Genomic DNA, 25,538 nt, shown 5'->3' with positions numbered 1-25,538 from the left:
TCAGTTTCCCGCGGCGCGACAGATCACACCGAACTCATCTGCATTCAGGGAAGCCCCACCAATGAGCCCCCCATCGATATCCGGCATGCTGAAGAGCTCGACCGCATTGGCCGCCTTCACGCTGCCGCCATAGAGAAGTCGCACGCCTTGTGCGACTTCGGCATTCTCTTTTGCCAGTTGCGCACGGATGGCTGCGTGCACTTCCTGCGCTTCCTGAGGCGAAGCAGTCAATCCGGTGCCAATGGCCCAGACCGGCTCGTAGGCAATGACAGCATTGACCAGTGCATTGACACCAAACTCGGCGATGACACTGTCCAGCTGACGACCTACCACTTCGAGCGTTTGCCCCGCCTTGCGCTCTTCAAGCGTTTCACCTACGCAGAGCACAGGTGTCAGACCTTTCGCCTGGATCGCCGCAAACTTCTTGTTCAAGACATCATCCTGTTCGCCAATCAACTGACGACGCTCGGAGTGCCCGACAAGTACCAGCTTGCAACCTGCATCAGCCAGCTGACTCGATGCAACCTCACCTGTCAGCGCGCCTTGCTCAGCCTGAATGGCTGCATCCTGCGCACCAACGATGATCGATGTTGCCTTGAGCCCCTCGATCACCTGATGGGTAAACAGACTGGCAGGCATCACGGCGATATCGACGCTGCCTGGCAACGACTGCTTGCACAAACCCTCGATCAGCTCAGCGACGCTGGCGCGGGTACCGTGCATTTTCCAGTTACCAGCTACCATTGGGCGACGCATGCTACACCTCGTGGGTCAAAGTGGGCGCAGATGTTACCCAACAGTTCCGACACTGGCAAGCCGAAATCAGGCGCAAACTTCAGTAACCAGTTTTGCGAGTTCTTCGGCGTACGCCCTGACCTGCGTTTCGTCCTCGCCTTCGACCATCACGCGCACCAGCGGCTCGGTACCCGATTTGCGCAGCAGCACCCTGCCACGCCCGGCCATCTGCTCGGTGACGCGGGCGCAGGCTTCCTGGACCGACGGATGCGAAACCGGGTCTACACCCGACCCGGCGAAGCGCACGTTGATCAGGATCTGCGGGCATTTGCGCAATTTCAGACGCGCTTCGGCCAGACTTACGCCACTTCGGCGCAGAGCCAATATCACCTGCAATGAGGCGATAATCGCATCACCGGTGGTGGCGTGCTGGAAACAGACGATATGACCGGAGTTTTCACCGCCGATCTGCCAGTTGCGCTCGAGCAACTCGGCGATCACATAACGGTCACCGACATTGGCCCGAACAAAGGGAATACCTTGTTCAGCCAGGGCCAGTTCAAGCCCCAGGTTGCTCATCAATGTGCCCACTACGCCGCCCTGCAAGCGTCCCCGTTCGTGCAGGTCGCGGGCGATGATGTAAAGCAATTCATCACCATCGACGATGGTCCCGGTGTGATCGACCATCAACACGCGGTCGCCATCACCGTCGAAACCGATGCCCATGTCTGCATGCTCGGCAAGCACGGCCGCCTGCAGGGCTTCCATATGCGTGGAGCCACAGGCCTTGTTGATGTTGAGCCCGTCAGGCTGCGCGGAAAGCACCACTACCTGCGCGCCCAGTTCACGAAATACGTTGGGTGCCACCTTGTAGGTCGCACCGTGGGCGCAGTCGATGACGACCTTGAGGCCGGCGAAATCGGTGCTGGTAGGCACGCTGCTTTTGCAGAATTCGATGTAACGCCCGGCAGCATCGTTGATCCGCGAGACCTTGCCGAGGTTCTCGGACTCGGCCACGGTCATCGGCGCGTCGAGTAACTCTTCGATCATCATCTCGATCTCGTCAGGCAGCTTGGTGCCCTGACCGGAGAAGAACTTGATGCCGTTGTCGTAGTGCGGGTTATGCGAGGCGCTGATGACGATGCCAGCCTCGGCATGGAAGGTACGTGTCAGGTAGGCGATGGCCGGTGTCGGCATCGGCCCCAGCAAGAGAACGTCAGCACCCGCAGCGGAGAGACCAGCCTCGAGAGCGGACTCGAACATGTAGCCGGAGATGCGCGTGTCTTTGCCGACGAGAATCCGGCAGGCGCCCATCTTGCGGAAAGCCATGCCTGCCGCCCAGCCCAGTTTCAGCATGAACTCGGGCGTGATCGGAAATTGCCCTACGCGACCGCGAATGCCGTCGGTTCCGAAATATTTTCTGGTAGTCATGGATGCCCCACTGTTGTTATTCAGCTGCTTCGACAGCTGCGATCATGCGCACCACGTCAGCCGTTTCGGCGACATCATGCACACGCAGAATTCTTGCCCCCTTGGCCATCGCCAGAACCGCCAGGGCGAGCCCGCCGGACAGACGCTGGTCGACGGGACGCCCCAGCACAGCACCGATCATGCTCTTGCGCGAAACACCCACCAGCAAAGGGCGGCCGAGCGCATGCAGCGCTTCCATATGCTTGAACAGGCTCAGATTGTGCTCCAGTGTCTTGGCAAAGCCAAAGCCCGGATCAAGAATGATCTGCTGCTGACCGATTCCCGCCGCAACACATTGTTTCATCCGCTCAGCCAGGAAGGCACAAACCTCGCCCACCAGGTCTTCGTAGTGCGGATCATTCTGCATGGTTCCGGGCTCGCCGAGCATGTGCATGAGACAGACCGGCAAACCGGTGCTTGCGGCCGCCTCAAGCGCGCCAGGGCGCTGCAGCGAGCGAACGTCGTTGATGAGCCCGGCACCCAGCCCAGCCGTAGCCAGCATGACCTCAGGCGTGGAGGTGTCCACAGAGATGATCACATCCAGCTCGCGCGCGATGACCTCGACCACCGGAGCCACACGCTCCACCTCTTCCGACGCAGAGACAGCACGCGCACCCGGCCGGGTTGACTCGCCACCGACATCGATAAGCGTGGCGCCGGCCTGCACCATTGCCTCGGCATGACGCAACGCAGCATCGCGCTGGCTGTAGCGGCCACCATCGGAAAATGAGTCTGGGGTTGCGTTGAGGATACCCATTACATGCGTATGGGCCAAATCAAGAACCCGGTTGCCGCAAGGCAACCGGGTTGGATACAGCGCAGATGTCATGTCAGACCTTAGTGCTCGGCAGCAGGGCCGCCAATCGGAGTTTCCGGACGAGGGTCAGGCGTGATCGGAGTACCGTTGGTCCCCGAACCACCACCCCAGTCACGCGGCTCACGCGGAGTACGACCGGTCATGATGTCGTCGATCTGGTCGGCATCAATCGTTTCGTACTTCATCAACGCGTCGGCCATCGCTTCCAGTTTGTCGCGATTATCCGTCAACAACTGCTTGGCGGTGCCGTAACAGTGGTCGATGATGCTGCGCACTTCGGAGTCGATGAGCTTGGCAGTATCGCCGGAAACACTGGAGTTCTGGCTGCTGCCGCGCCCCAGGTAACCTGCATCCTCGTCTTCCGAGTACATCAGCGGGCCGAGTTTTTCAGACAGCCCCCACTTGGTGACCATGTTCCGGGCAATCTGGCTGGCACGCATGATGTCATTGGAGGCACCGGTTGTGACGCCATCGAAGCCAAGGGTCATTTCTTCCGCAATACGACCACCGTACAGCGAGCAGATCTGGCTGATCAACGCACGTTTGGACAGGCTGTAACGGTCTTCTTCCGGCAGGAACATCGTCACACCCAGCGCACGACCACGCGGGATGATGGAGACCTTGTAGACCGGATCATGCTCTGGCACCAGGCGCCCAACGATAGCGTGACCCGCCTCGTGGTAAGCCGTGTTGCGCTTTTCCTTATCGGACATGACCATCGATTTGCGCTCGGCGCCCATCATGATCTTGTCCTTGGCCAGTTCGAACTCTTTCATTTCTACAACGCGCTTGCCGGAGCGAGCAGCGAACAGCGACGCTTCGTTGACCAGGTTGGCCAGATCCGCACCGGAGAAGCCCGGCGTACCGCGAGCGATAACGCCTGCGTTGACGTCTTCGCCCATCGGAACCTTGCGCATGTGAACCTTGAGGATCTGCTCGCGGCCACGAATGTCCGGCAGACCTACAACTACCTGGCGGTCGAAACGACCTGGACGCAGCAGCGCCGGGTCCAATACGTCAGGACGGTTGGTTGCGGCAATGACGATGATGCCGTCATTCATTTCAAAACCGTCCATCTCGACCAGCAACTGGTTGAGCGTTTGCTCGCGCTCGTCGTGACCACCGCCCATGCCGGCACCGCGATGGCGACCGACTGCGTCGATTTCGTCGATGAAGATGATGCACGGCGCGTGCTTCTTGGCTTGCTCGAACATGTCGCGAACGCGGCTCGCACCGACACCCACGAACATCTCGACAAAGTCGGAACCGGAAATCGTAAAGAACGGAACCTTCGCTTCGCCAGCAATGGCCTTGGCGATCAGCGTTTTACCGGTACCCGGAGGGCCGACCATCAGCACACCGCGCGGGATTCGACCGCCCAGGCGTTGGAACTTGCCCGGATCACGGAGGAATTCGACCAGCTCGCCGACTTCTTCCTTGGCCTCGTCGCAACCGGCAACGTCAGCCAGGGTGGTCTTGACCTGATCTTCGGACAGCAGACGCGCCTTGCTCTTGCCGAAGCTCATCGGGCCGCCCTTGCCGCCCGCCCCGCCCTGCATCTGGCGCATGAAGAACATGAACACCGCGATGATCACCAGTATCGGGAAGCTGGCCACCAGCAACTGGGTCCAGATGCTCTGCTGCTCAGGCTGCTTGCCTTCGATCACGACGTTGTTGCTGACCAGATCACCGATCAGGCCATTGTCCGGGATGTTCGGGCGGATGGTCTTGAAGGTGTCGCCATCGCTGCGCTTGCCCGTAATGACGTAGCCGTCGACAGAAACCTTCTCGACCTTGCCATCCTTGACCTGCTGGATGAACTCGGAATAGTTGAGGTTCTGCGGCTCGTTAGGGCTGGAGAAGTTGTTCATCACCGTCACCAAGACAGCTGCGATGATCAACCACAGGATCAAATTCTTTGCCATATCGTTCAATTAGCTACCCTCTGAAGCAAGCTCCACGCAGCAAGCGTGCCTCGCATGATATTCACCGGCCTAACTTACTACAGAACCTACAGATACGGCAGACACCGTCTGTAACCCTTTGTGAAACTTTGACAACATAATGTTCAGTCATGCTGCATCGGCAACGCCATTTGAAAAAAGCTATCGCGCCTTGTCAAAAACGCTCGATGCTGGCTGCGCCATCAATGCCGCGAAAGCCGCGAGCCAGCAGGTATTGCTCGCGTGACCTGTCGCGGGACGACGACGGTTTGCGCATCTGCACCCTGTCGAACAGCTTGCGAATATCCTTGTGGTAGACATCGAAGCCTTCACCCTGGAAGACCTTGATCAGAAAATCGCCACCGGGACGTAGTACCCGACCAGCAAGATCGAGCGCCAATTCGCAGAGAAACATTGCACGCGGCATATCTACAGCGCTCAATCCACTCATATTGGGGGCCATATCGGAAATCACAAGGTCTACCTGCGTATTACCGACTGCCTCCAGGATCTGCTCAAGAATCGCATCCTCGGTAAAATCCCCCTGAATGAAGGTCACATCGGGGATGCTGTCCATTTCAAGGATGTCGGAAGCGATCAGACGACCTTGACCGCCGATCAGACGACTGGTCACCTGTGACCAGCCTCCCGGCGCTGCGCCGAGGTCGATCACGGTCATGCCAGGACGGATGAGCTTGTCCTTTTCCTGAATCTCCAGCAGCTTGTAACTGGCACGCGAACGGTAACCGTCCTTCTGCGCCATTTTGACGTACTTGTCGTCGAAGTGTTCTTTGAGCCAGTTATGGCTTGTCTTGGAACGGGCCACGGGGCACCTCAAAAATAAACGAGTCGTGATTAACTGGGCGGTCCCGGACTCGCTCGGGTAAACTGGCCGCCGCTTTTAAAAGATCAGACGCAGAGGTCAGATTATGCCGCTCACTCCAGAGCAGAAGAAACAATACAAATCCATTGGCCACCATCTGAAACCGGTATTGATCGTGGCTGACAATGGTTTGACTGAAGGTGTACTTGCAGAGCTTGAACGCGCACTGAGCGATCATGAGCTGATCAAGATCAAGCTCAACATCCTCGACCGCGAAAGCCGTCTCGGTGCCATCGCAGAACTGTGCAAGGCCGGTTCTGCCGACCTGGTTCAGGTCATCGGCAAAATGGCGTTGATCTATCGCAAGAACCCAAAGGTAAACAAGCAACTGTCCAACGTCCACCGCGCACACGGATAAAAACAGAAGTCAGGGCCGCCAAAAGCGCGCCCTGACTCTTTTTTGCCGCTGAAAGCGCCCGTAAAACGGGCGCCAGCATCAGATGTGACGTACTTCGATGATTTCGTACTCGATAACGCCACTCGGCGTTTTCACCACGACGACATCACCTTCTTCCTTGGCAATCAAGGCACGGGCAATGGGCGAGCCCACTGAAATCTTGCCTTTCTTGATATCCGCTTCGTCCTCGCCCACGATCTGATAGACCACGCTTTCGTCAGTCTCGACGTTAGCGATTTCGACTGTCGTGCCGAAAATCACCTTGCCGGTGTGCGGAATAGTCGTGACGTCGATGATCACAGCGTTCTGCATGCGGCCTTCGATATCACGTATACGCGCCTCGACCATCCCCTGCTGCTCGCGGGCAGCATGGTATTCGGCGTTTTCCTTGAGGTCGCCCAGTTCGCGCGCAGTACCGATGTCCTGGCTCAACTTGGGACGGACCACCTTGGTCAGGTGGGTCAGTTCTTCTTCCAGGGCGCGAGCGCCCTGGACGGTCATTGGGTATTTGATCATGCCTTCAATCCTGCATGGAGATCCTGCAAGCGACGTACGGTCTTCTCCGGACCAAACTTGAGCGCTTCACAAATCGCTTCGCCTGCTGCAATGGTAGTGGTGCAGTAAATCTTGTGCTGCAGGGCGTTGCGACGGATGGAGTAGGAATCCGCGATCGACTGGCGACCTTCGGTGGTGTTGATGATCAGGGTGACTTCGTCATTCTTGATCATATCGACCACATGCGGACGGCCTTCGGTCACCTTGTTGACGCGACGCACTTTCAGGCCTGCCGCTTCGATCAGCTTGGCAGTGCCTGCGGTGGCAACGATCTCGAAACCGAGATTGATGAGGTCACGAGCGACCGCTTCAACCAGAGGCTTGTCATCGTCACGTACGCTGATAAACGCGGTACCACCAGTTGGCAGCACTTCGCTCGCGCCCATCTGGGCCTTGGCAAACGCTTCACCGAAGGTATCACCCACACCCATCACTTCACCGGTCGATTTCATTTCCGGGCCGAGGATCGGGTCAACGCCAGGGAATTTGGCAAACGGGAACACTGCCTCTTTCACGCTGTAGAAGTTCGGAATGATTTCCTTGGTAAAGTTCAGCTCTTTCAGGGTTTTGCCTGCCATCACGCGGGCAGCGACCATCGCCAGGGAAACACCAATGCACTTGGAAACGAACGGCACGGTACGCGATGCGCGCGGGTTGACTTCAATGACGTAGATGTCTTCGCCCTGAAGCGCCAGCTGCACGTTCATCAGGCCGACAACGCCCAGTTCCAGCGCCATCTTCTTGACCTGCTCACGCATTTCGTCCTGGATGTGAGCCGGCAGCGAGTAAGGCGGCAGCGAGCACGCGGAGTCACCGGAGTGAACGCCCGCCTGCTCGATGTGCTGCATGATCGCGCCGATCACCACATCAGTACCGTCGCAGACCGCATCGACGTCCATCTCGATTGCGCAGTTCAGGAAGTGGTCCAGCAGCACAGGGCTGTCGTTGGACACCTGAACCGCTTCGCGCAGGTAACGCTTGAGTTCGTCTTCCTGGTAAACGATTTCCATCGCACGGCCACCCAGTACATAGGACGGACGCACCACCAGTGGATAACCGATCTTCGCTGCGGCACGAATCGCTTCGTCTTCGCTGCGCACAGTGGCGTTTGGCGGCTGACGCAGGTTCAGACGCTCGACCATGTGCTGGAAACGCTCGCGGTCTTCGGCACGGTCGATGGCATCAGGGCTGGTACCGATGATCGGTACGCCGGCGGCCTCAAGAGCCCGCGCCAGTTTCAGAGGCGTCTGGCCACCGTACTGGACGATCACACCTTTCGGCTTCTCGACACGGACGATTTCCAGCACGTCTTCCAGGGTAACAGGCTCGAAGTACAGGCGGTCCGAGGTGTCGTAGTCAGTGGAGACGGTTTCCGGGTTGCAGTTGACCATGATGGTCTCGTAACCGTCTTCACGCAGTGCCAGCGCGGCGTGCACGCAGCAGTAGTCGAACTCGATACCCTGGCCGATACGGTTCGGGCCGCCACCCAGGATCATGATCTTGTCACGCGTCGAAGGGTTGGCTTCGCACTCTTCCTCGTAGGTCGAGTACAGGTACGCGGTGTCGGTTGCGAACTCGGCGGCACAGGTGTCGACGCGCTTGTAGACCGGGAACACTTCCAGCTTGTGACGATGAGTCCGCAGGTTTTTCTCGGTAACGCCCAGCAGCTTGGCCAGACGCGCGTCAGAGAAGCCCTTGCGCTTGAGACGGAACATCAGGTCGCGGTCGATCGCCGACAGACCCAGGGTCTTGATCTTCTCTTCGTCCTTGATCAGGTCTTCGATCTGCACCAGGAACCACGGGTCGATCATGTTCATGGCGAAGATTTCTTCGACCGTCATACCGGCGCGGAAGGCATCGGCGACATACCAGATACGCTCGGCGCCCGGCACGGTCAGCTCGCGCTTGAGCGTGCTCATGCTTTCCGGATGGCTCAGATCCAGTTTCGGATCAAGACCGCACACACCGACTTCCAGACCGCGCAGGGCTTTCTGCAGGGATTCCTGGAAGGTACGGCCGATGGCCATCACTTCACCGACCGACTTCATCTGAGTGGTCAGACGCGCGTCCGCCTTGGCGAATTTCTCGAAGGCAAAGCGCGGCAGCTTGGTGACGACGTAGTCGATCGACGGCTCGAACGAAGCCGGGGTCTTGCCGCCAGTGATTTCGTTCGACAGCTCGTCGAGGGTGTAGCCAACGGCCAGCTTGGCGGCAACGCGGGCGATCGGGAAGCCGGTCGCCTTGGAGGCCAGCGCCGAGGAGCGCGATACACGCGGGTTCATCTCGATCACGACCATACGGCCGGTGTTCGGGCAGATGCCGAACTGAACGTTGGAACCACCGGTTTCAACGCCGATCTCGCGCAGCACTGCCAACGAGGCATTACGCAGGATCTGGTATTCCTTGTCGGTCAGGGTCTGTGCAGGCGCCACGGTGATCGAGTCACCGGTGTGCACACCCATCGGGTCGAAGTTTTCGATCGAGCAGACAATGATGCAGTTGTCCTTTTTGTCGCGGACAACTTCCATTTCGTACTCTTTCCAGCCGATCAGCGATTCGTCGATCAGCAGCTCCTTGGTTGGCGACAGGTCCAGACCACGGGCGCAGATTTCTTCAAACTCTTCACGGTTGTAAGCGATACCGCCGCCGGTACCCCCCATGGTGAACGAAGGACGGATGATGCAAGGGAAGCCGAGCTTTTCAAGCACCGCGTTGGCTTCTTCCATGCTGTGCGCAATACCGGAGCGCGGGCACGCCAGGCCGATGGACTTCATCGCCTTGTCGAAACGCGAACGGTCTTCTGCCTTGTCGATGGTGTCGGCGTTGGCGCCGATCATTTCGACACCGAACTTTTCCAGAACGCCTTCGCGCTCCAGATCCAGTGCGCAGTTCAGAGCCGTCTGGCCGCCCATGGTTGGCAGCAGTGCGTCAGGACGCTCTTTTTCGATGATCTTGGCAACGGTCTGCCACTTGATCGGCTCGATGTAGGTGGCGTCGGCCATGGCCGGGTCAGTCATGATGGTGGCCGGGTTGGAGTTCACCAGGATGACGCGGTAACCCTCCTCGCGCAGAGCCTTGCAGGCCTGGGCGCCGGAGTAGTCGAATTCACAGGCCTGGCCGATCACGATGGGGCCGGCGCCGAGAATCAGGATGCTTTTAATATCTGTACGTTTTGGCATGGGTTGTCACTCAAATCCGCAGGTCAGTCGGCAAGCCGTCTTGAACATTTGTCTGAGGTGGCCTGGGCGGCAGCGACCGGACATTGAGTCCGGGGCCGCCCTGGGCACCTGCGTATTACCGTCTCAAGGCAACCGGTCAGCGGCGCTTGGCCATGGCTTCGATAAAGCGATCGAACAAAGGCGCGACGTCGTTCGGGCCCGGGCTCGCTTCAGGGTGACCCTGGAAGCTGAATGCGCTCTTGTCGGTCAGCTCGATACCCTGCAGGGTGCCGTCGAACAGCGACTTGTGAATGGCGCGAACGTTGCTCGGCAGGGTCGCCTCATCCACCGCAAAACCGTGGTTCTGGCTGGTGATCATGACCACACCGGTGTCCAGATCCTGAACCGGATGGTTGGCACCGTGGTGGCCGTGGCCCATCTTCACGGTCTTGGCACCCGCGGCCAGCGCCAGCAACTGGTGGCCCAGGCAGATGCCGAACACCGGAATGTCGGTTTCCAGCACTTCCCTGATCGCCTTGATGGCGTAATCGCACGGCTCCGGATCACCTGGGCCGTTGGACAGGAAAACGCCGTCCGGCTTGTAGGCGAGCACTTCACTGGCAGGCATTTGTGCAGGCACCACGGTTACGCGGCAACCGCGCTCGACCAGCATGCGCAGAATGTTGACCTTGACGCCGTAATCGTAGGCGACCACATGATAAGGCAGCTCGGACGCGGCGATTTCAGGGTGGCTGTCGGTTTTCAGATCCCAGACGCTGGAGCGCCACTCGTAGGTATCCTTGGTGCAGACTTCCTTGGCCAGATCCATGCCCTTGAGGCCCGGAAAGCTGCGAGCAGCGGCAATGGCCGCCTCTTCGGTGATGTTATCACCGGCCAGGATGCAGCCATTCTGGGCGCCTTTCTCACGCAGGATGCGGGTCAGGCGACGCGTGTCGATGCCAGCGATGGCAACGACGTTGTTGGCTTTCAGGTAATCACCGAGGGACAGCTTGTTACGCCAGTTGCTGGCTACCAGAGGCAGGTCGCGAATGACCAGGCCGGCGGACCAGACGCGATCCGACTCTGCGTCTTCAGGGGTGGTGCCGGTGTTGCCGATATGCGGGTAAGTCAGGGTAACGATCTGCTGGGCGTAGGAAGGATCGGTAAGAATTTCCTGATAGCCTGTCATTGCGGTGTTAAACACCACCTCACCAACGGTCTGACCGTCGGCTCCAATGGCTTCGCCGCGAAAAATGCTGCCATCAGCAAGGGCGAGTATGGCTGGCTTAGTCAAGAAGACCTCCCGTAAATAAAACCTGAAAGGGCGATCGCAGGCTGCAAAAAAGCGGAATGACGTAGTTACGTCACCCCGCTTTCTTATGGAATCATCTGCGCGCTTTTAGTGGACACACTAAAGCTGTAGCTTACAGAAAAGGCCCATTTTGGTCTACCACCAATGAGCCTGAAATGCGGGGAAATGCGACAGGGCCACGAATGGCCCTGTATGAAATCAATGCAGACCCAACACATCCTGCATGTCGTAAAGCCCAGGTGCCTTGCCGTCGAGCCACATTGCAGCCCGAACGGCACCCTTGGCGAAGGTCATGCGACTGGATGCCTTGTGCGTGATCTCGACCCGCTCACCGTCCGCGGCGAACAGCACGGTGTGATCACCCACCACGTCACCGGCACGAATGGTCGCAAACCCGATGGTCTGGCGATCACGCGCACCGGTCTGCCCCTCACGACCGTAGACCGCAACCTTTTCCAGATCACGACCCAGCGCATTGGCAACCACTTCACCCATGCGCAAGGCGGTGCCGGACGGCGCGTCGACCTTGTGCCGATGGTGCGCCTCGGTGATTTCGATATCAACCTCATCACCCAGAACGCGCGCGGCGGTGTCGAGCAGCTTCAGGCACAGATTCACACCGACGCTGAAGTTGGCAGCAAAGACGATCGGAATGTCTTTACCCGCCTCTTCCAGACGCAGCTTTTCTTCCGCACTGAAACCGGTGGTACCGATAATCATCGCCTTGCCTGCCTTGCGACAGAACGCCAGATTTTTCAGCGTCACCGAAGGATGAGTGAAGTCGATCAAAACGTCGAACTCGTCCGCCACCTTTGCCAGATCACCCGACAGCGGCACGCCGATACGACCCAGCGCAGCCAGTTCGCCCGCATCAGCGCCCACCAGCGTGCTGTCAGGACGATCAATAGCGGCGGTCAAGCCGGCGCCCGGCGCCTGCTGAACCGCCTCGATCAAGGTCTTGCCCATACGCCCGGCGGCGCCTACTACAGCAATACGTCGCATGCCCTGCTCCCGTTGATAGCCTTACAGATCGCCGAAGAAACGCTTCACACCCTCAAACCAGCCACTGGCTTTCGGAGAGTGAGACTCGTCGTTTTCAAGCGAGGTGCGGAACTCTTCAAGCAGCTCGCGCTGGCGCTTGCTCAGGTTGACCGGGGTTTCGACTGCAACACGGCACATCAAGTCACCGGCACCGCCGCCACGCACCGGAGCGACGCCCTTGCCACGCAAGCGGAACTGCTTGCCGGTCTGGGTACCTTCGGGGATTTTCAGTTTGACGCGACCGTCGAGCGTCGGCACTTCAAGCTCGCCGCCCAGCGCTGCATCGGTGAAGCTGATAGGCACTTCGCAGAACAGGTGCTTGCCGTCACGCTGGAAGATCGCGTGTTCGCGCACATTGATCACGACATACAGGTCGCCGGTAGGGCCACCCTGGGTACCCGCCTCGCCTTCGCCAGACAGACGAATGCGGTCACCGGTATCGACACCTGGCGGCACTTTGACGGAAAGCGTCTTGGACTCTTCGACGCGGCCTTCGCCATGACAGGAATCGCACGGATCGGAAATGATCTTGCCGTGGCCGTGGCAGCGCGGGCAGGTTTGCTGCACAGAGAAAAAACCCTGCTGCATGCGCACCTGACCAATACCACCGCACGTAGGGCATGTAACAGGCGAAGAACCCTTCTTGGCACCGCTGCCGTCGCATGGCTTGCAGTTGACCAGCGTCGGAACGCGGATATTCACGTTAGTACCGCGAACTGCCTCCTCCAGATTCAGCTCCAGCGTATAGCGCAGGTCACTGCCGCGCTGAGCGCCGCCACGACCACCGCCGCCACCGGCACGGCCGCCGCCAAAGAAGTCGCTGAACACATCGCCGAAGATATCGGAGAAGTTGGCGCCACCGGCACCGCCACCAAAACCACCGCCGCCACCCATGCTCGGGTCGACACCGGCATGGCCATACTGATCGTAGGCCGCGCGCTTGCTGGCGTCGGAAAGCACTTCGTAGGCCTCGTTGGCCTCTTTGAACAGCTCTTCCGATGCTTTGTCATCAGGGTTGCGGTCAGGGTGATGCTTCATCGCCAGACGGCGATAAGCCTTCTTCAGGTCCGCCTCGCTGGAGCCTCGCTCCACTCCCAACACTTCGTAATAATCACGCTTTGCCATAATTCTTCCGCACTCTTGAGGACGTTCGGCGAAAGCTCTCCTGAGCCACACCAAACTCGTTGAGCCCCATACAGGCCCGGACCCAACTCACGTCGATTCAACGATCCTGGTCTTCGTTCAGAGCCAGATGCATCCGGCCGAGAAAGCGGCAGAATGATTCGCCACGCAGGAGCGTCGCGATCTTGCCACGTGGCTTGCGGAGCAACTCCGCACGCCGAAATTTTTGCTTGTTCCAGACACGCCAACGCGGGAGCAAGCTCCCGCGCGGCGACATCCTACCAGTCAGCGCTCGAAAGAGGTCAACCGGCTTTCAAGTGAGCCTGCGCTTACTTGTGGTCTTTTACTTCTTCAAACTCGGCGTCGACAACATCGTCAGCCTTGGCAGTTTCTTCAGCTGGCTTGGCCGCAGCGTCCGGGTTTTCAGCCTGCTCGGCGTACATCTTCTGAGCGATTGGCGCGGAAACCTTGGACAGCTCTTCAACCTTGGCTTCAATGGCGGCCTTGTCGTCGCCTTTGATAGCGGCCTCCAGAGCAACCAGTGCAGCTTCTACCGCAGTCTTCTCTTCAGCAGTGACCTTGTCGCCCGCGTCAGCGATCATCTTGCGAGTCGAGTGGACCAGCGCATCACCCTGGTTACGGGCAGAGGCCAGCTCTTCGAACTTGCGATCTTCTTCGGAGTTGACTTCAGCATCGCGAACCATCTGCTGAATTTCTTCCTCGGACAGACCGGAGTTGGCCTTGATCACGATGGACTGCTGCTTGCCGGTGGCCTTGTCTTTCGCGCCAACGTGCAGGATGCCGTTTGCGTCGATGTCGAAGGTCACTTCGATCTGTGGCACGCCACGTGGAGCAGGTGGAATCTCGGCCAGGTCGAACTTGCCCAGCGACTTGTTCTGACCGGCTTGCTTACGCTCGCCCTGCAGGACGTGGATGGTTACCGCGTTCTGGTTGTCATCGGCAGTCGAGAACACCTGGGATTTCTTGGTAGGAATCGTGGTGTTTTTCTCGATCAGCGCAGTCATCACGCCGCCCATGGTTTCGATACCCAGAGTCAGCGGGCTGACGTCCAGCAGCAGAACGTCTTTGACATCACCGGCCAATACTGCGCCCTGGATGGCAGCGCCCATGGCAACGGCTTCGTCAGGGTTGACGTCTTTACGTGCTTCTTTGCCGAAGAACTCGGTCACCAGCTTCTGCACCAGCGGCATACGCGTCTGACCACCGACCAGAATCACGTCGTTGATCTTGCTGATATCGATACCCGCGTCTTTCAACGCCATGCGGCAAGGCTCGATGGTGCGCTGAACCAGGTCTTCAACCAGCGATTCCAGCTTGGAGCGGGAGATCTTCACTACCAGGTGCTTAGGACCGGTTGCGTCTGCAGTGATGTACGGCAGATTGACTTCGGTCTGGGTGCTGGAAGACAGCTCGATCTTGGCTTTTTCGGCAGCTTCTTTCAGACGCTGCATCGCCAGCGGATCACCCTTGAGGTTCATGCCGCTTTCTTTCTTGAATTCGTCGACGAAGTAGTCGATCAGACGAATGTCGAAGTCTTCACCACCCAGGAACGTGTCGCCGTTGGTGGCCAACACTTCGAACTGGTGCTCGCCATCGACTTCAGCGATCTCGATGACCGAAACGTCGAAGGTACCGCCACCCAGGTCATAAACGATGACAGTGTGGTCGCCCTTGGCCTTGTCCATACCGTAAGCCAGTGCAGCTGCGGTAGGTTCGTTGATGATGCGCTTGACGTCCAGACCGGCGATACGGCCAGCGTCCTTGGTAGCCTGACGCTGACTGTCGTTGAAGTAGGCCGGAACGGTAATGACCGCTTCGGTAACCGCTTCACCGAGATAGTCTTCGGCAGTCTTCTTCATTTTCTTCAGGATTTCAGCGGAGATCTGAGGAGGCGCCATTTTCTGGCCATTCACTTCAACCCAGGCATCACCGTTGTCAGCCTTGACGATCTTGTAAGGGACCATCTGGATATCTTTCTGAACGACTTCCTCTTCGAACTTGCGACCGATCAGACGCTTTACCGCATAGAGGGTGTTGTGCGGGTTAGTGACCGCCTGACGCTTGGCGGACTGACCGACCAGGATCTCGCCATCATTTGCATAAGCAATGATCGAAGGTGTAGTACGAGTACCTTCGGCGTTCTCGATAACCTTGACGTTACCGTTTTCCAGAATGGAGACGCAGGAGTTGGTAGTCCCCAGGTCGATACCGATAATTCTGCCCATCTTTGACTCTCCCGAAACTTGCAAAACTTGGATTGGGTTGCCGCCAGTGCGTTTACACCGTGCGGTAGCTCTTAAACGCTTGACCTTTAAATGGGGGCCTTACAGCTGATTTCAAGCCTGCTCGTTGATTGACGGCGTTGCAGGCGACGGTGCCTTGCTGACCACGACCATGGCCGGGCGCAGCAGGCGACCATTAAGCTGATAACCCTTCTGAAATACCTTGAGCACCGTATTGGGCTCAACGTCGGCACTTTCCTGCATGGCCATAGCCTGGTGCTGGTCGGCACTGAACGGTTGACCGTGTGGATCGATGGCTTCCAACTGATAACGCTTGAGGGTGTCCTGGAACATCTTCAAGGTCAGCTCGATGCCTTCACGCATCGGGCGAATGCTTTCATCGTCCGGACTGGACAGATCAAGGCCTCGCTCCAGACTGTCGATGATCGGCAACAAATCACCGGCAAATTTTTCCAGCGCAAACTTGTGCGCCTTTTCAACATCCTGTTCGGCACGGCGGCGGACATTCTGCAGATCCGCAGCCACGCGAAGGGATTGGTCCTGCGCAGCAGCCAGTTGCTCTTCGAGCACCTGCACGCGAGTTGTCAGTTCATCACCCACGCCCGCTTCGGCAGCCTGATCCTGCGCCTGCGCATCCAGATTCTGTTCGTCAGCCATACATGTTCTCCTCTAAAGACGTCCGCGATCCCGATTCGCGCTTCTGCCCACCTATATGGGATCGGATTTTCCGGCTTCAAGGGTTTCATGTGATCGAGATACGCATTCCCTGACAAATAATCCGGATTCCAGCCCAACAAAAAATGGCGACTTGACACAAGAGGGACTAAAAACCACTACCGACCGATCAAATCGAGCTAAGCAAGGGCATTGTCAGCCACAAATAAAACACTGTATAAATAACCAGACAAACAGCCCGGGAGCCGCTCAATGCTGGTGCACCTTTCCGTACACAACTACGCCATCGTCGAACACCTTGACCTTGAACTGGATCGAGGCATGAGCGTCATCACCGGCGAAACCGGCGCGGGCAAGTCGATCATGCTCGACGCCCTCGGCCTGACCCTGGGCGACCGCGCCGACAGCGGCGTGGTCCGGCCAGGCGCCGACAAGGCCGACATCTTGGCCACGTTCGACCTGGGCGACATTCCCGAGGCACAGACCTGGCTCAAAGAGCGCGACCTGGACAACGACGGCCCCTGCATCCTGCGCCGGGTCATCACGGCCGAAGGCCGGTCACGCGCTTATATCAATGGCACGCCCTGCCCTCAGGGCGACCTTAAAGCGCTGGGCGAACTGCTCATCGATATTCACAGCCAGCATGAGCACCAGTCGCTGCTCAAGACCGATACACATCGACGCCTGCTCGACGAATACGCGGGTGCGACCGATCTGGCCCGTCAGGTCCATCTCGCTGCACAGCGCTGGCGGCAGACGCGGCAGGAGCTCGAACGCCTCTCCAACTCGGGTGACGAGCAACGCGCACGGCATCAGTTGCTGAGCTATCAGCTCGAAGAACTGGAAAGCCTGAGCCTGGGTGAAAACGAGCTTGAACAGCTCGAACAGGAACACAAGGACCTGACCAACGCCGAAAGCCTGCTGAGCATTTGCCGACAAGTGGTCGAGCAGTGCAGCGAAAGCGATTCCGGCAACGTACTCAATGCCCTGACCGCCAGCCTGCATCGTCTTGGCAGCGTCGACCATTCACCCTCCGCCCTCAGCGAGGCCACAGGGCTGCTGTCCAGCGCGCAGATACAGGTAGAAGAAGCGGTAGGCGAACTGAATCGTTTTCTGGATCACTTCGATGCCGATCCGGCCAGACTGCAACAGCTTGAAGAACGTCTCGATGCCATTTACACACTGGCGCGCAAACACCGCATCCAGCCGGGCGAAGTCGCGACACTGCAACAAAAGCTGCTGGATGAAATAGAAACACTGAATGCCAACGACGAATCCATCGAACGGCTGGAGCATGAAGTGCAGGCATTTGCCAGGCACTATCAGGATAAAGCCCGCGAGCTGAGCGACCTGCGTCACAATTCGGCGACGAAACTGGCCAGCGCTGTAGAACAGGAAATTCATCGTCTGGGCATGCCCGGCGGCCGTTTCCAGATCGACCTCAAAGCCAACGCCAGCGTAGAACCCTCGCCTCACGGCCTGGAGCAGGTAGAGCTACTGGTCAGCGCCAACCCCGGCCAGCCATTGAAAGCGCTGGCGAAAGTCGCGTCGGGTGGCGAACTGTCGCGCATCAGCCTGGCGATTCAGGTCATCACCGCACAAACTTCGCGGGTGCCGACGCTGGTATTCGATGAAGTGGATGTGGGGATTGGCGGGCCGACCGCCGAGATCGTGGGGCAACTGCTGCGTCGCCTGGGCGAGCGCGGTCAGGTAATGACCGTCACTCACCTGCCGCAGGTCGCGGCGCAGGGCCATCAGCACCTGTTCGTGCACAAGGTGCGGGACAACGACGCAACGCGCACCGCCGTGTCCAAGCTCAGCAAGACTGAACGTATAGAGGAAGTCGCCCGAATGCTGGGCGGCATCGACCTGACCAAGGAATCTCTGGCGCACGCCAAAAAGATGGTCGTTACGGCTAAAAGCTGAGCCATAGAAAGCACAAAGGCGACCGCGGTCGCCCCTGTTGCTGATTACGCCTTCTTGTTGCGGACGTAGAGCACCAGATTGTGGTCCACCAGGTCAAAGCCGTGTCTTTCGACGATGGCTTTCTGAAGCTTCTCGATTTCTTCGTCGAAGAATTCGATCACCTCACCCGACTCCACGTTGACCATGTGGTCGTGGTGGCCGCCATCAGCCAGCTCGAATACCGCATGACCGCCATCGAAATTGTGGCGCACCACCAGTCCAGCGGACTCGAACTGAGTCAGAACACGGTAAACCGTGGCCAGACCGACGTCCTCGCTGGCCTCCATCAGAGCCTTGTAGACATCCTCGGCACTCATGTGGCGTTGCTCTGCAGAATCGAGCATTTGCAGTATTTTGACCCGCGGTAAGGTTACCTTGAGTCCTACTTTACGTAGTTCGTTATTTTCAACCATGGTCAGCTTTCTCGCAGACGCTGCTTCGCAGCTTCTCTTAATGCAGGTATGATCGGAGTTTACGTTGTCCCAGCCAAGATAGTGGAAGTCGCCCACCGATGCAAAACACCAAGCTCTTGCTAACCAGTTTCACCTTCGTGGGACTGCTCGCACTCGCCGGTTGTTCATTCCCCGGGGTTTACAAAATCGACATCCAGCAGGGTAATGTCGTCACGCAGGACATGATAGACCAGTTACGCCCCGGAATGACCCGGCGGCAAGTACGGTTTATCATGGGCAACCCCCTGTTGACCGACACTTTCCACTCCGATCGGTGGGATTACCTGTACAGCCTGCAACCAGGTGGCGGTGAACGCCAGCAGGAGCGTGTCAGCCTTATATTCAACGGCAATGACCAGCTCGTGAGCCTGTCTGGCGACTTCATGCCCGGCGTCAGCCGCGATGACGCCATTCTCGGCAAGGGCAGCGACACCACTGTCCCGGCAGAGAACCAGCCAGTGCAGCAGCCTGAAGAACCGGCCAAGCCAGGTTCATTGCTGGATACAATCCAGAAGGACGTGGACAGCGTCGAGACCGTACCGGTCCCGACCCAGGAGCCGCTGGACACCAACACCCGGTAGTCCAAAGCGCCCAACAAAAAGCCCGGCATGCCGGGCTTTTTTGTGCCTTCCATTCAGCCAGCGTTCAGCCGGGAGGCGTTCTTTTCTCACGCGCCTTGGCGGCACGCAGACGTCTGATCTCCATGGGGTCGGCCACCAGCGGGCGATAAATCTCTATCCGCTCACCCGCCTCGAGCACCCGCGCAGCAGGATCAGCCACCACTTTGCCGAAGATACCCACGGCACACTGACCAAGATCCAGCTCGGGAAACTCCTTGTCCATACCGCTGAGTGCCAGCGCCTGACGTACCGAAGATCCGGCCGGGACATCGATCGTCTTCAATGCCTGGCGCTGTACAGAGGCGTAGACCACCTCTATCTGAATCGATGCGTCAGCCATGCAGCTCTTTCGCTCGCTGGCAGAACGCATCCACCAGCGTGTTGGCTGCCTGATTGAACAGTGGCCCTAGTGTGGCGCGAACGAGGGTGCCGGCATAATCGAAGGACAGATCCAGACTGATCTTGCAGGCTTTCTCGCCCAGCGGCTTGAACGTCCAGACGCCGTGAAACTGTTCGAACGGCCCTTCGACCAGGTCCATCACGATCGACTCACCGGGAACCAGCGTGTTGCGCGTCATGAACTTCTGGCTCAGACCGCCCTTGGCGATCTCCAGGCTGGCGCGCATCTGCGCCTCACTGGCTTCAACCACGGTAGCGGACGAACACCACGGCAGGAACTCGGGATAACGAGCCACATCATTGACCAGGTCATAAAGGAACCCGGCCGGGTAAGGCAGTAAAGCAGAGCGTTGTATATGCGTAGTCATGTGAGCGTCATTTCCAGAGCTGAGCGGCAAACACTACAAGAATGCCGAGCGGCGCCACGTAGCGCATCAAAAAGTACGTCAGGTTGAAGAGCAGCGGACTGCGAATCGACAATTCGTCGCGCACCGTCTCACGGCCCATCACCCAACCGGCGAATACTACAAAACACAACCCACCCAGCGGCAACATGATCCGCGAAGTGAAGAAATCAATGACTCCGAAGAAGTCCAGGCCAGTCGATGCGCCCCATTGATAGAGGTGGAATGCGCCTCCATCGTTCACGAAAAACTTGGCTTTTTGCCAGATATTGAACGAGAACACCGTGCCGAGGCCCACAAACCAGCAGGTAAAGGCCAGCCAGAACGTCACCCAGGCGCGGCGAATACGGGTGCGCTCGACCAGGTAGGCGACCATTGGCTCTAGCAACGAAATCGCCGAACTCCAGGCTGCGACGGCCACCAGCACGAAGAACACGATGCCCATCAATTGGCCGAATGCGACGTTGCCGAACGCGTAAGGCAGCGTAACGAACATAAGGCCCGGCCCCTCGCTGGGGTTCAGGCCCGCAGCAAACACGATCGGGAAAAGCGCAAGGCCGGCCAACAGCGAAACGAAGGTATCGAGCAACGCGATACCGACGACCGTACTGCTGATCGACGCGCCTTTGGTCATGTACGCGCCGTAAACCATGATCGAGCCGACACCGACGCTCAGGGAAAAGAACGCATGGCCCATCGCGGGCAGCAAGCCATCCAGCACCTTCTCCGGGTTGAAGTCGAACATGAAATGCACGCCTTCCATGAAATGCCCTGTGGTCAGGCTATAGCCCAACAGCGCGAGCATCAGCAGGAACAGCATCGGCATCATAATGCGCAGGCTTTTCTCCAGGCCGGCCTCGACACCCTTGCCGATCACCACCGCCGACAGCAGCATGAAAATGGTGTGCCACAGAATCAGACGCCATGGGTCGGCAATCACCGCACCGAAATACGCACCGACCTGATCCGGCGACACGCCTTGAAAGTCGCCGCGCCCCATGTCGATGATGTAATCCAGCGACCAGCCGCCCACCACACTATAAAAGGAGAGAATCAGCAGCGCCGTGATCATCCCGGCAAACGCCCCCCAGGACCAGCGCGGCGAATGCCCGGCTTCCTGCGCCAGCGTCTTGAGCGCATTCGCAGGACTGAGCCGGGAACGACGGCCAATCAGCGTCTCGGCGATCATGACCGGAATACCGATCAGCGCGATGCACGCCAGAAAAACCAGTACAAATGCACCGCCGCCATAGGCACCGACCATGTACGGAAATTTCCAGATACTGCCCAGCCCCACAGCAGAGCCGGTAGCAGCCAGGATGAACACCCAGCGACTTGCCCAGCTACCGTGGACCGAAACCTTGTCCGTCGACATTATCGAAACGCCCAGCCAAAAAAGATCGCGCATTGTCCGGGATTCAACCTTTGTGCTCAAGCACGCGCTTTCCCGTAGCCGACATTGATGCAACTGCCTATAATGCGCCCCCTATGGCTAAGCTCAAGAAACACCCTACAGGGACCATCGCGCAAAATAAGAAAGCGCGTCACGATTACTTCATCGAACACAAGTTCGAGGCCGGTCTGGTCCTGTCTGGCTGGGAAGTAAAAAGCCTGCGTGCCACCAAGGTACAGCTGGTCGACAGTTATGTGCTGCTCAAGGATGGCGAGGCCTGGCTGATGGGTTGCCACATCACGCCTCTCAAGACTGCCAGCACGCACGTCATCGCTGACCCGACACGCACCCGCAAACTGCTGCTGAACAAGCGCGAGCTCGAAAAGCTCACCAGCTCGGTTCAGCAGAAAGGCTATGCCTGCGTAGCCCTTTCCGTTTACTGGAAGGAGCACCTGGTCAAGTGCGAAATTGCGCTGGGTAAAGGCAAGAAGGAATACGACAAGCGCCACACCGAACGTGAACGCGATTCGGACCGTGAGCTGCAGCGTGCCGTACGCTCCAAAGGCAAGGAAGACTAGCCCCTGGCGCTGGCGTGTGCCAAATGTCCTGACCCGGACATTTGGCACTTCGTATCCACCCCTTCATCCCACCCCCCTCTCCACTCCCCCGCTTCAACCCGTTCGATACCCCAAAGCGAAGATCGCCTCATTTTGGTGCTTGAATGCGCAATGTGGCTATTTCGCAGTATTCCGAAAATAAAATAGAACGCCTGCGTCACACCACAGTCAATCCTTTAGGCCCAACTGTTAAACGGGCTTTCAAACCCTCGGGCGACGGCCTCAAATACCGGCCATACCGAGTCCACAGGTTATAAGGAGACACACATGAAGCGTACCGCCCTCACTGGATTGTTCCTCAGCGCCGCCCTGTTGGCTTCGCCGGTTTTTGCCGCCGATGATTTGTGCGCTGCAAACATCAAGACCATCGAAAACGCCAACACCTCGTCCAGCACCAACTTGAGTCCCGAAAACAAGACTATGCTCGAGACCACTGTGAAGAACGCCAAAGCGGCCCAAGCGCAGAATGACGAGAAAAAATGCGTTGAGATCACCACCAAGACCATCACTTCCCTGAAAAACACCGGTTCGGGCAGCGAAGGCACCAAGTAAACCTTCGAGCAGGCCAGCCACTCAGGCTGGCCTGAACGATTGCAGCAGACGGGTCGACGTGCCACGCCAATTGGCGTACACTGCGCCCCAGCGATTGCGAAAGCAGTCTCGGGGCCGATTTGGATTCGACGCCGGTGATGAAACTTTAGGTGCATGCCGAGTTGGTAACAGAACTCGTAAATCCACTGTTGCAACTTTCTATAGTTGCCAATGACGAAACCTACGGGGAATACGCTCTCGCCGCGTAAGCGGTGCTAGCCTTCCTTCTGGTAGCTTCGGCTCCAGCAATCATCAGGGGATGCCTGTAAACCCGAAATGATTGTCATATAGAACAGGATCGTCGCCTAGTACGTTGTGGACGAAGCGACTAAAACTTACACAACTCGCCCAAAGCACCCTGCCCGTCGGGTCGCTGAGGGTTAACTTAATAGACACGGCTAAGCATGTAGTACCGACAGCGGAGTACTGGCGGACGGGGGTTCAAATCCCCCCGGCTCCACCAAATTGCAAATGAAGACGCCCTAGGGCGTCTTTTTTTGTGGGCGGAATTCTATGAATACTGCCCTTACAAGAAGTCGCCAAGCGCAGATCGGGCAAGGCAAGGGCAAATGATCGAGGTCAGGCTAGTCGGCAGATGCAGGAGTGGCGTTTGCTGTTCCTCTCCACCGGCGAGAAGACATTAGCCCAGCATATGGCCGAAGCGAACAAGGAGCTGAAAGCGGGCATGGAAATACGCATGCTCGCCGTTCCGGCCGATGCTAGCAAAGGCTTAGGCATGTTCGACACCCTGAACGATTTTGAAGATGCGGCAACACTGTCCGACGCGCTCAAGGCGCGAGTCGCGAAATACTACGGCACACCGCTCACCGCCTTTCTCACAGCCCTGTGCGAACCCGATAAACGCCACGCCTAGTCCGCCATTCTGCGCCGCACGCTGGAAGGCTTTATCGCCCGATCGTTACCCGCGTCGGCCAGCGGACAAGCACACCGTACCGCCGCTCGCTTTGGGCCCGCTGCCGCAGCGGGTGAGCTGGCCACCGCGATGGGGATAACAGGCTGGCCCGATGGCACCGCCACCACCGCTGCTCGGGTGTGCCTCAACGCATGGATGAACGAGCGTGGCGGCGTCGGTAACTTCGAGGGTGACGCAATCGTGTCGCGACTGCGCCAGGTCATCGAGCGCTTCGGCGAGAGCCGATTTACCCGCTGGGAATCGGCAGCGGCAAAGATCGACGAACACGGTCCGCGCACCATCGACCGGCTTGGCTTTCGCAAGACGATGGAACACGGCCTGGGCGACTCACTGCACACCACCAACACGTACTACGTGCTCCCCGAGTCATGGCGTTCGGAGATCTTCCGGGGCATGAACATTAATGCAGTGAACAAGGAGCTGCTGCAGCGCGGGGTCATTGAGCCGGGGAACGACGGCAAGGCATCGAGTCTGGTGCGCCTGCCCGGGCTGGGCACGCAACGCTGCTACATCGTGAAGACAATTCCGGGATTGGCTGAAAGCGAGGCTCGGGCTGCCTGAGTGCATCTCTGCTGATCGAGGTAGCGCCGGCTGATTCCCGGCCTCGCCAGCCACACAACCAACTCCCTATCGAATTGAACAGAGACCAGACACATGAACGAGATCCAAGAACTGAAAGACCGCCGCGATCAACTGCTGAAAGAGGCTGATCAGTTGCATACCCAGATGCTGCCTTTTGAAGCAGCGCTGGAAAGTGAGCAGTCCATTGAGCCTGCCCATGAGCGCGAGCTGCGCGACAAGTACAACGAGCTGAAAACGCGTTTCGATGCGCGCAAGCACAATGCGTACCTGTTGGATCAGAAGATCAATCGCCGCGAGCCCCTTATCAACAGCCATTCCTTGATGGCGGGTTACATCGAGGCCATGAACACCTGGAAAGCCGATGAGCAGGAGCTGAATGAAAAACGTCAGAGCCTCAGCACCCGTCTTGAACAGATCAAATAACAGGCCGTAGAGGACATGGCCAAAGCCCGGCAGGCCGAAACGGACGCTGCGACTGCGTATGCACAGGCCGTCGCAAGGGGCGACACCGAAGGCGAAAAGACCGCCAACGCCGATGCGCAAAAAGCCGCAAAAAACCTGGCAACCGCCGCCGAACATGATCGTCGACAAGGCCTGATCATATCCGCGCTGGAGCAGGAGCTGCTCACCGTAGATCGGTACATCGCCGAAGCACAGGAAAAGCATAAGGGGATAGAGCGCGAAGCCCTGTGGCTTTCTCAAACAGTGCTGGAAGAGAAATGGAACGAGGCCGCTGAGGCACTCTTCGATGTGGGCGGAAGGCTGTGGGCAAATTACAACCTGCTCGGCCTTGATCAGGTGAGCCTGTTGAAACTGGCGGTTCCGCAGGAAGGCGAAACCGTAGGGAACTGGACGTGGCATGAACTATCCGACCGGGCGCGCAACTACGGCGCGCAGGATCTGCTTCATCTGAACGAAATCCCAGCACGTCAGCAGGCCGAACAGAGCAGCCACATGGCGTAACTACAGAGTAATTACAATGACCAAGCGACCTCAGAACGCCGCGAGTTGGTCTGACACGATCAAAGCCCGGAAAGCTCATCTGGAGACACTGTTGAAAACCATCAACGCGGCCCCGGGCAGAACCATTCAGATCCAAGCACTGACGATCAACGCAATCAAAGCGGAACTGGCCCACATTGAGAGCCAACTGAAACGCCGGAAATAGGCTGAACTGGCGAACGACGCATTCGATCTGAATAACCACAC

At 58.2% G+C, this 25,538-nt stretch carries 21 protein-coding genes, 1 other RNA gene and 2 pseudogenes; 8 read left to right on the top strand and 16 right to left on the bottom strand.

Annotation, left to right across the window (positions count from 1 at the left end; translation table 11 throughout):
• The 5 genes from tpiA to rlmE form a co-directional block, all read right to left on the bottom strand.
• Complete coding sequence (gene tpiA, locus BT119_RS16935) at nucleotides 1-756, bottom strand: triose-phosphate isomerase (RefSeq protein ID WP_072366402.1); 756 nt, start codon at nucleotides 754-756, stop codon at nucleotides 1-3.
• A 66-nt stretch (nucleotides 757-822) separates the two neighbouring features.
• On the bottom strand, nucleotides 823-2,166 hold the full coding sequence (gene glmM, locus BT119_RS16930) for a phosphoglucosamine mutase (RefSeq protein ID WP_003431534.1): 1,344 nt from the start codon (nucleotides 2,164-2,166) through the stop codon (nucleotides 823-825).
• A 16-nt stretch (nucleotides 2,167-2,182) separates the two neighbouring features.
• The gene (folP, locus tag BT119_RS16925; RefSeq protein ID WP_054082031.1) at nucleotides 2,183-3,034 is read right to left on the bottom strand and encodes a dihydropteroate synthase; all 852 of its coding nucleotides are present in this window, start codon (nucleotides 3,032-3,034) and stop codon (nucleotides 2,183-2,185) included.
• A gap of 8 nt (nucleotides 3,035-3,042) precedes the next feature.
• On the bottom strand, nucleotides 3,043-4,947 hold the full coding sequence (gene ftsH / locus BT119_RS16920; protein WP_003364143.1) for an ATP-dependent zinc metalloprotease FtsH: 1,905 nt from the start codon (nucleotides 4,945-4,947) through the stop codon (nucleotides 3,043-3,045).
• 193 nt (nucleotides 4,948-5,140) lie between these two features.
• A complete protein-coding gene (gene rlmE, locus BT119_RS16915) occupies nucleotides 5,141-5,791 on the bottom strand; it encodes a 23S rRNA (uridine(2552)-2'-O)-methyltransferase RlmE (RefSeq protein ID WP_054082030.1) in 651 nt (216 codons plus the stop codon).
• A 103-nt stretch (nucleotides 5,792-5,894) separates the two neighbouring features.
• Here rlmE and BT119_RS16910 point away from each other — a divergent pair, with 103 nt between their 5' ends.
• Nucleotides 5,895-6,206 carry a YhbY family RNA-binding protein gene (locus BT119_RS16910; protein ID WP_003340569.1) on the top strand — a complete coding sequence of 104 codons (312 nt, stop codon included), beginning with the start codon at nucleotides 5,895-5,897 and terminating at the stop codon, nucleotides 6,204-6,206.
• A gap of 78 nt (nucleotides 6,207-6,284) precedes the next feature.
• Here the strand turns inward: BT119_RS16910 and greA are convergent, their stop codons facing one another.
• From greA to grpE, 7 genes are all read right to left on the bottom strand, one after another.
• On the bottom strand, nucleotides 6,285-6,761 hold the full coding sequence (gene greA / locus BT119_RS16905) for a transcription elongation factor GreA (RefSeq protein WP_003400161.1): 477 nt from the start codon (nucleotides 6,759-6,761) through the stop codon (nucleotides 6,285-6,287).
• The gene (carB, locus tag BT119_RS16900; protein WP_003431538.1) at nucleotides 6,758-9,979 is read right to left on the bottom strand and encodes a carbamoyl-phosphate synthase large subunit; all 3,222 of its coding nucleotides are present in this window, start codon (nucleotides 9,977-9,979) and stop codon (nucleotides 6,758-6,760) included. Before carB ends, greA begins: the two co-directional genes overlap by 4 nt.
• Nucleotides 9,980-10,115: 136 nt before the next feature.
• Nucleotides 10,116-11,252 (bottom strand): glutamine-hydrolyzing carbamoyl-phosphate synthase small subunit, encoded by a 1,137-nt coding sequence (carA, locus tag BT119_RS16895; protein WP_003418841.1) that lies wholly within the window; start codon nucleotides 11,250-11,252, stop codon nucleotides 10,116-10,118.
• A 216-nt stretch (nucleotides 11,253-11,468) separates the two neighbouring features.
• On the bottom strand, nucleotides 11,469-12,272 hold the full coding sequence (gene dapB, locus BT119_RS16890) for a 4-hydroxy-tetrahydrodipicolinate reductase (protein ID WP_003431540.1): 804 nt from the start codon (nucleotides 12,270-12,272) through the stop codon (nucleotides 11,469-11,471).
• Nucleotides 12,273-12,293: 21 nt separating this feature from the next.
• Nucleotides 12,294-13,436 carry a molecular chaperone DnaJ gene (gene dnaJ / locus BT119_RS16885; RefSeq protein ID WP_003395180.1) on the bottom strand — a complete coding sequence of 381 codons (1,143 nt, stop codon included), beginning with the start codon at nucleotides 13,434-13,436 and terminating at the stop codon, nucleotides 12,294-12,296.
• Between the two features lie 326 nt (nucleotides 13,437-13,762).
• A complete protein-coding gene (gene dnaK / locus BT119_RS16880; RefSeq protein WP_003431542.1) occupies nucleotides 13,763-15,679 on the bottom strand; it encodes a molecular chaperone DnaK in 1,917 nt (638 codons plus the stop codon).
• 111 nt (nucleotides 15,680-15,790) lie between these two features.
• Nucleotides 15,791-16,354 (bottom strand): nucleotide exchange factor GrpE, encoded by a 564-nt coding sequence (grpE, locus tag BT119_RS16875; protein ID WP_003364163.1) that lies wholly within the window; start codon nucleotides 16,352-16,354, stop codon nucleotides 15,791-15,793.
• A 270-nt stretch (nucleotides 16,355-16,624) separates the two neighbouring features.
• On the opposite strand from grpE, the gene recN reads away from it, so the two are divergent.
• Nucleotides 16,625-18,298 carry a DNA repair protein RecN gene (recN, locus tag BT119_RS16870; protein ID WP_072366400.1) on the top strand — a complete coding sequence of 558 codons (1,674 nt, stop codon included), beginning with the start codon at nucleotides 16,625-16,627 and terminating at the stop codon, nucleotides 18,296-18,298.
• Between the two features lie 44 nt (nucleotides 18,299-18,342).
• On the opposite strand, the gene fur is transcribed toward recN, so the two are convergent.
• Complete coding sequence (fur, locus tag BT119_RS16865; protein ID WP_003313643.1) at nucleotides 18,343-18,750, bottom strand: ferric iron uptake transcriptional regulator; 408 nt, start codon at nucleotides 18,748-18,750, stop codon at nucleotides 18,343-18,345.
• Between the two features lie 98 nt (nucleotides 18,751-18,848).
• On the opposite strand from fur, the gene bamE reads away from it, so the two are divergent.
• On the top strand, nucleotides 18,849-19,370 hold the full coding sequence (gene bamE / locus BT119_RS16860) for an outer membrane protein assembly factor BamE (protein WP_072366398.1): 522 nt from the start codon (nucleotides 18,849-18,851) through the stop codon (nucleotides 19,368-19,370).
• A gap of 64 nt (nucleotides 19,371-19,434) precedes the next feature.
• Here bamE and BT119_RS16855 read toward each other — a convergent pair whose 3' ends face one another.
• The 3 genes from BT119_RS16855 to BT119_RS16845 are packed head-to-tail and all read right to left on the bottom strand — an operon-like array spanning nucleotide 19,435 to nucleotide 21,587.
• Nucleotides 19,435-19,749 carry an RnfH family protein gene (locus BT119_RS16855; protein WP_054082028.1) on the bottom strand — a complete coding sequence of 105 codons (315 nt, stop codon included), beginning with the start codon at nucleotides 19,747-19,749 and terminating at the stop codon, nucleotides 19,435-19,437.
• On the bottom strand, nucleotides 19,742-20,176 hold the full coding sequence (locus BT119_RS16850; RefSeq protein WP_003431552.1) for a type II toxin-antitoxin system RatA family toxin: 435 nt from the start codon (nucleotides 20,174-20,176) through the stop codon (nucleotides 19,742-19,744). The genes BT119_RS16855 and BT119_RS16850 overlap by 8 nt, the downstream gene beginning before the upstream one ends.
• 7 nt (nucleotides 20,177-20,183) lie before the next feature.
• Nucleotides 20,184-21,587 carry a sodium-dependent transporter gene (locus BT119_RS16845; RefSeq protein WP_024648070.1) on the bottom strand — a complete coding sequence of 468 codons (1,404 nt, stop codon included), beginning with the start codon at nucleotides 21,585-21,587 and terminating at the stop codon, nucleotides 20,184-20,186.
• A 113-nt stretch (nucleotides 21,588-21,700) separates the two neighbouring features.
• Here BT119_RS16845 and smpB point away from each other — a divergent pair, with 113 nt between their 5' ends.
• The 5 genes and pseudogenes from smpB to BT119_RS16820 all read left to right on the top strand — a co-directional run bounded on the left by smpB (nucleotide 21,701) and on the right by BT119_RS16820 (nucleotide 25,292).
• On the top strand, nucleotides 21,701-22,183 hold the full coding sequence (gene smpB, locus BT119_RS16840; protein WP_003313649.1) for an SsrA-binding protein SmpB: 483 nt from the start codon (nucleotides 21,701-21,703) through the stop codon (nucleotides 22,181-22,183).
• A 306-nt stretch (nucleotides 22,184-22,489) separates the two neighbouring features.
• Entirely contained in the window at nucleotides 22,490-22,774 is a 285-nt protein-coding gene (locus BT119_RS16835) for a hypothetical protein (RefSeq protein ID WP_003364180.1), read from the top strand.
• A gap of 110 nt (nucleotides 22,775-22,884) precedes the next feature.
• Nucleotides 22,885-23,276: a transfer-messenger RNA gene (ssrA, locus tag BT119_RS16830) on the top strand.
• Nucleotides 23,277-23,363: 87 nt separating this feature from the next.
• Nucleotides 23,364-24,308: pseudogene (locus BT119_RS16825) on the top strand (hypothetical protein); the annotation flags it as partial.
• Between the two features lie 93 nt (nucleotides 24,309-24,401).
• A pseudogene (locus BT119_RS16820) lies at nucleotides 24,402-25,292 on the top strand (chromosome segregation protein SMC).
• The last annotated feature ends 246 nt before the right edge of the window (nucleotides 25,293-25,538 follow it).

This window comes from Pseudomonas sp. NFACC10-1, from assembly GCF_900119195.1.
GTDB classification, from domain to species: domain Bacteria; phylum Pseudomonadota; class Gammaproteobacteria; order Pseudomonadales; family Pseudomonadaceae; genus Aquipseudomonas; species Aquipseudomonas cerasi.
Note: the sequence above shows the minus strand (reverse complement) of the source record. Positions and strands in the feature narration are given on the sequence as shown.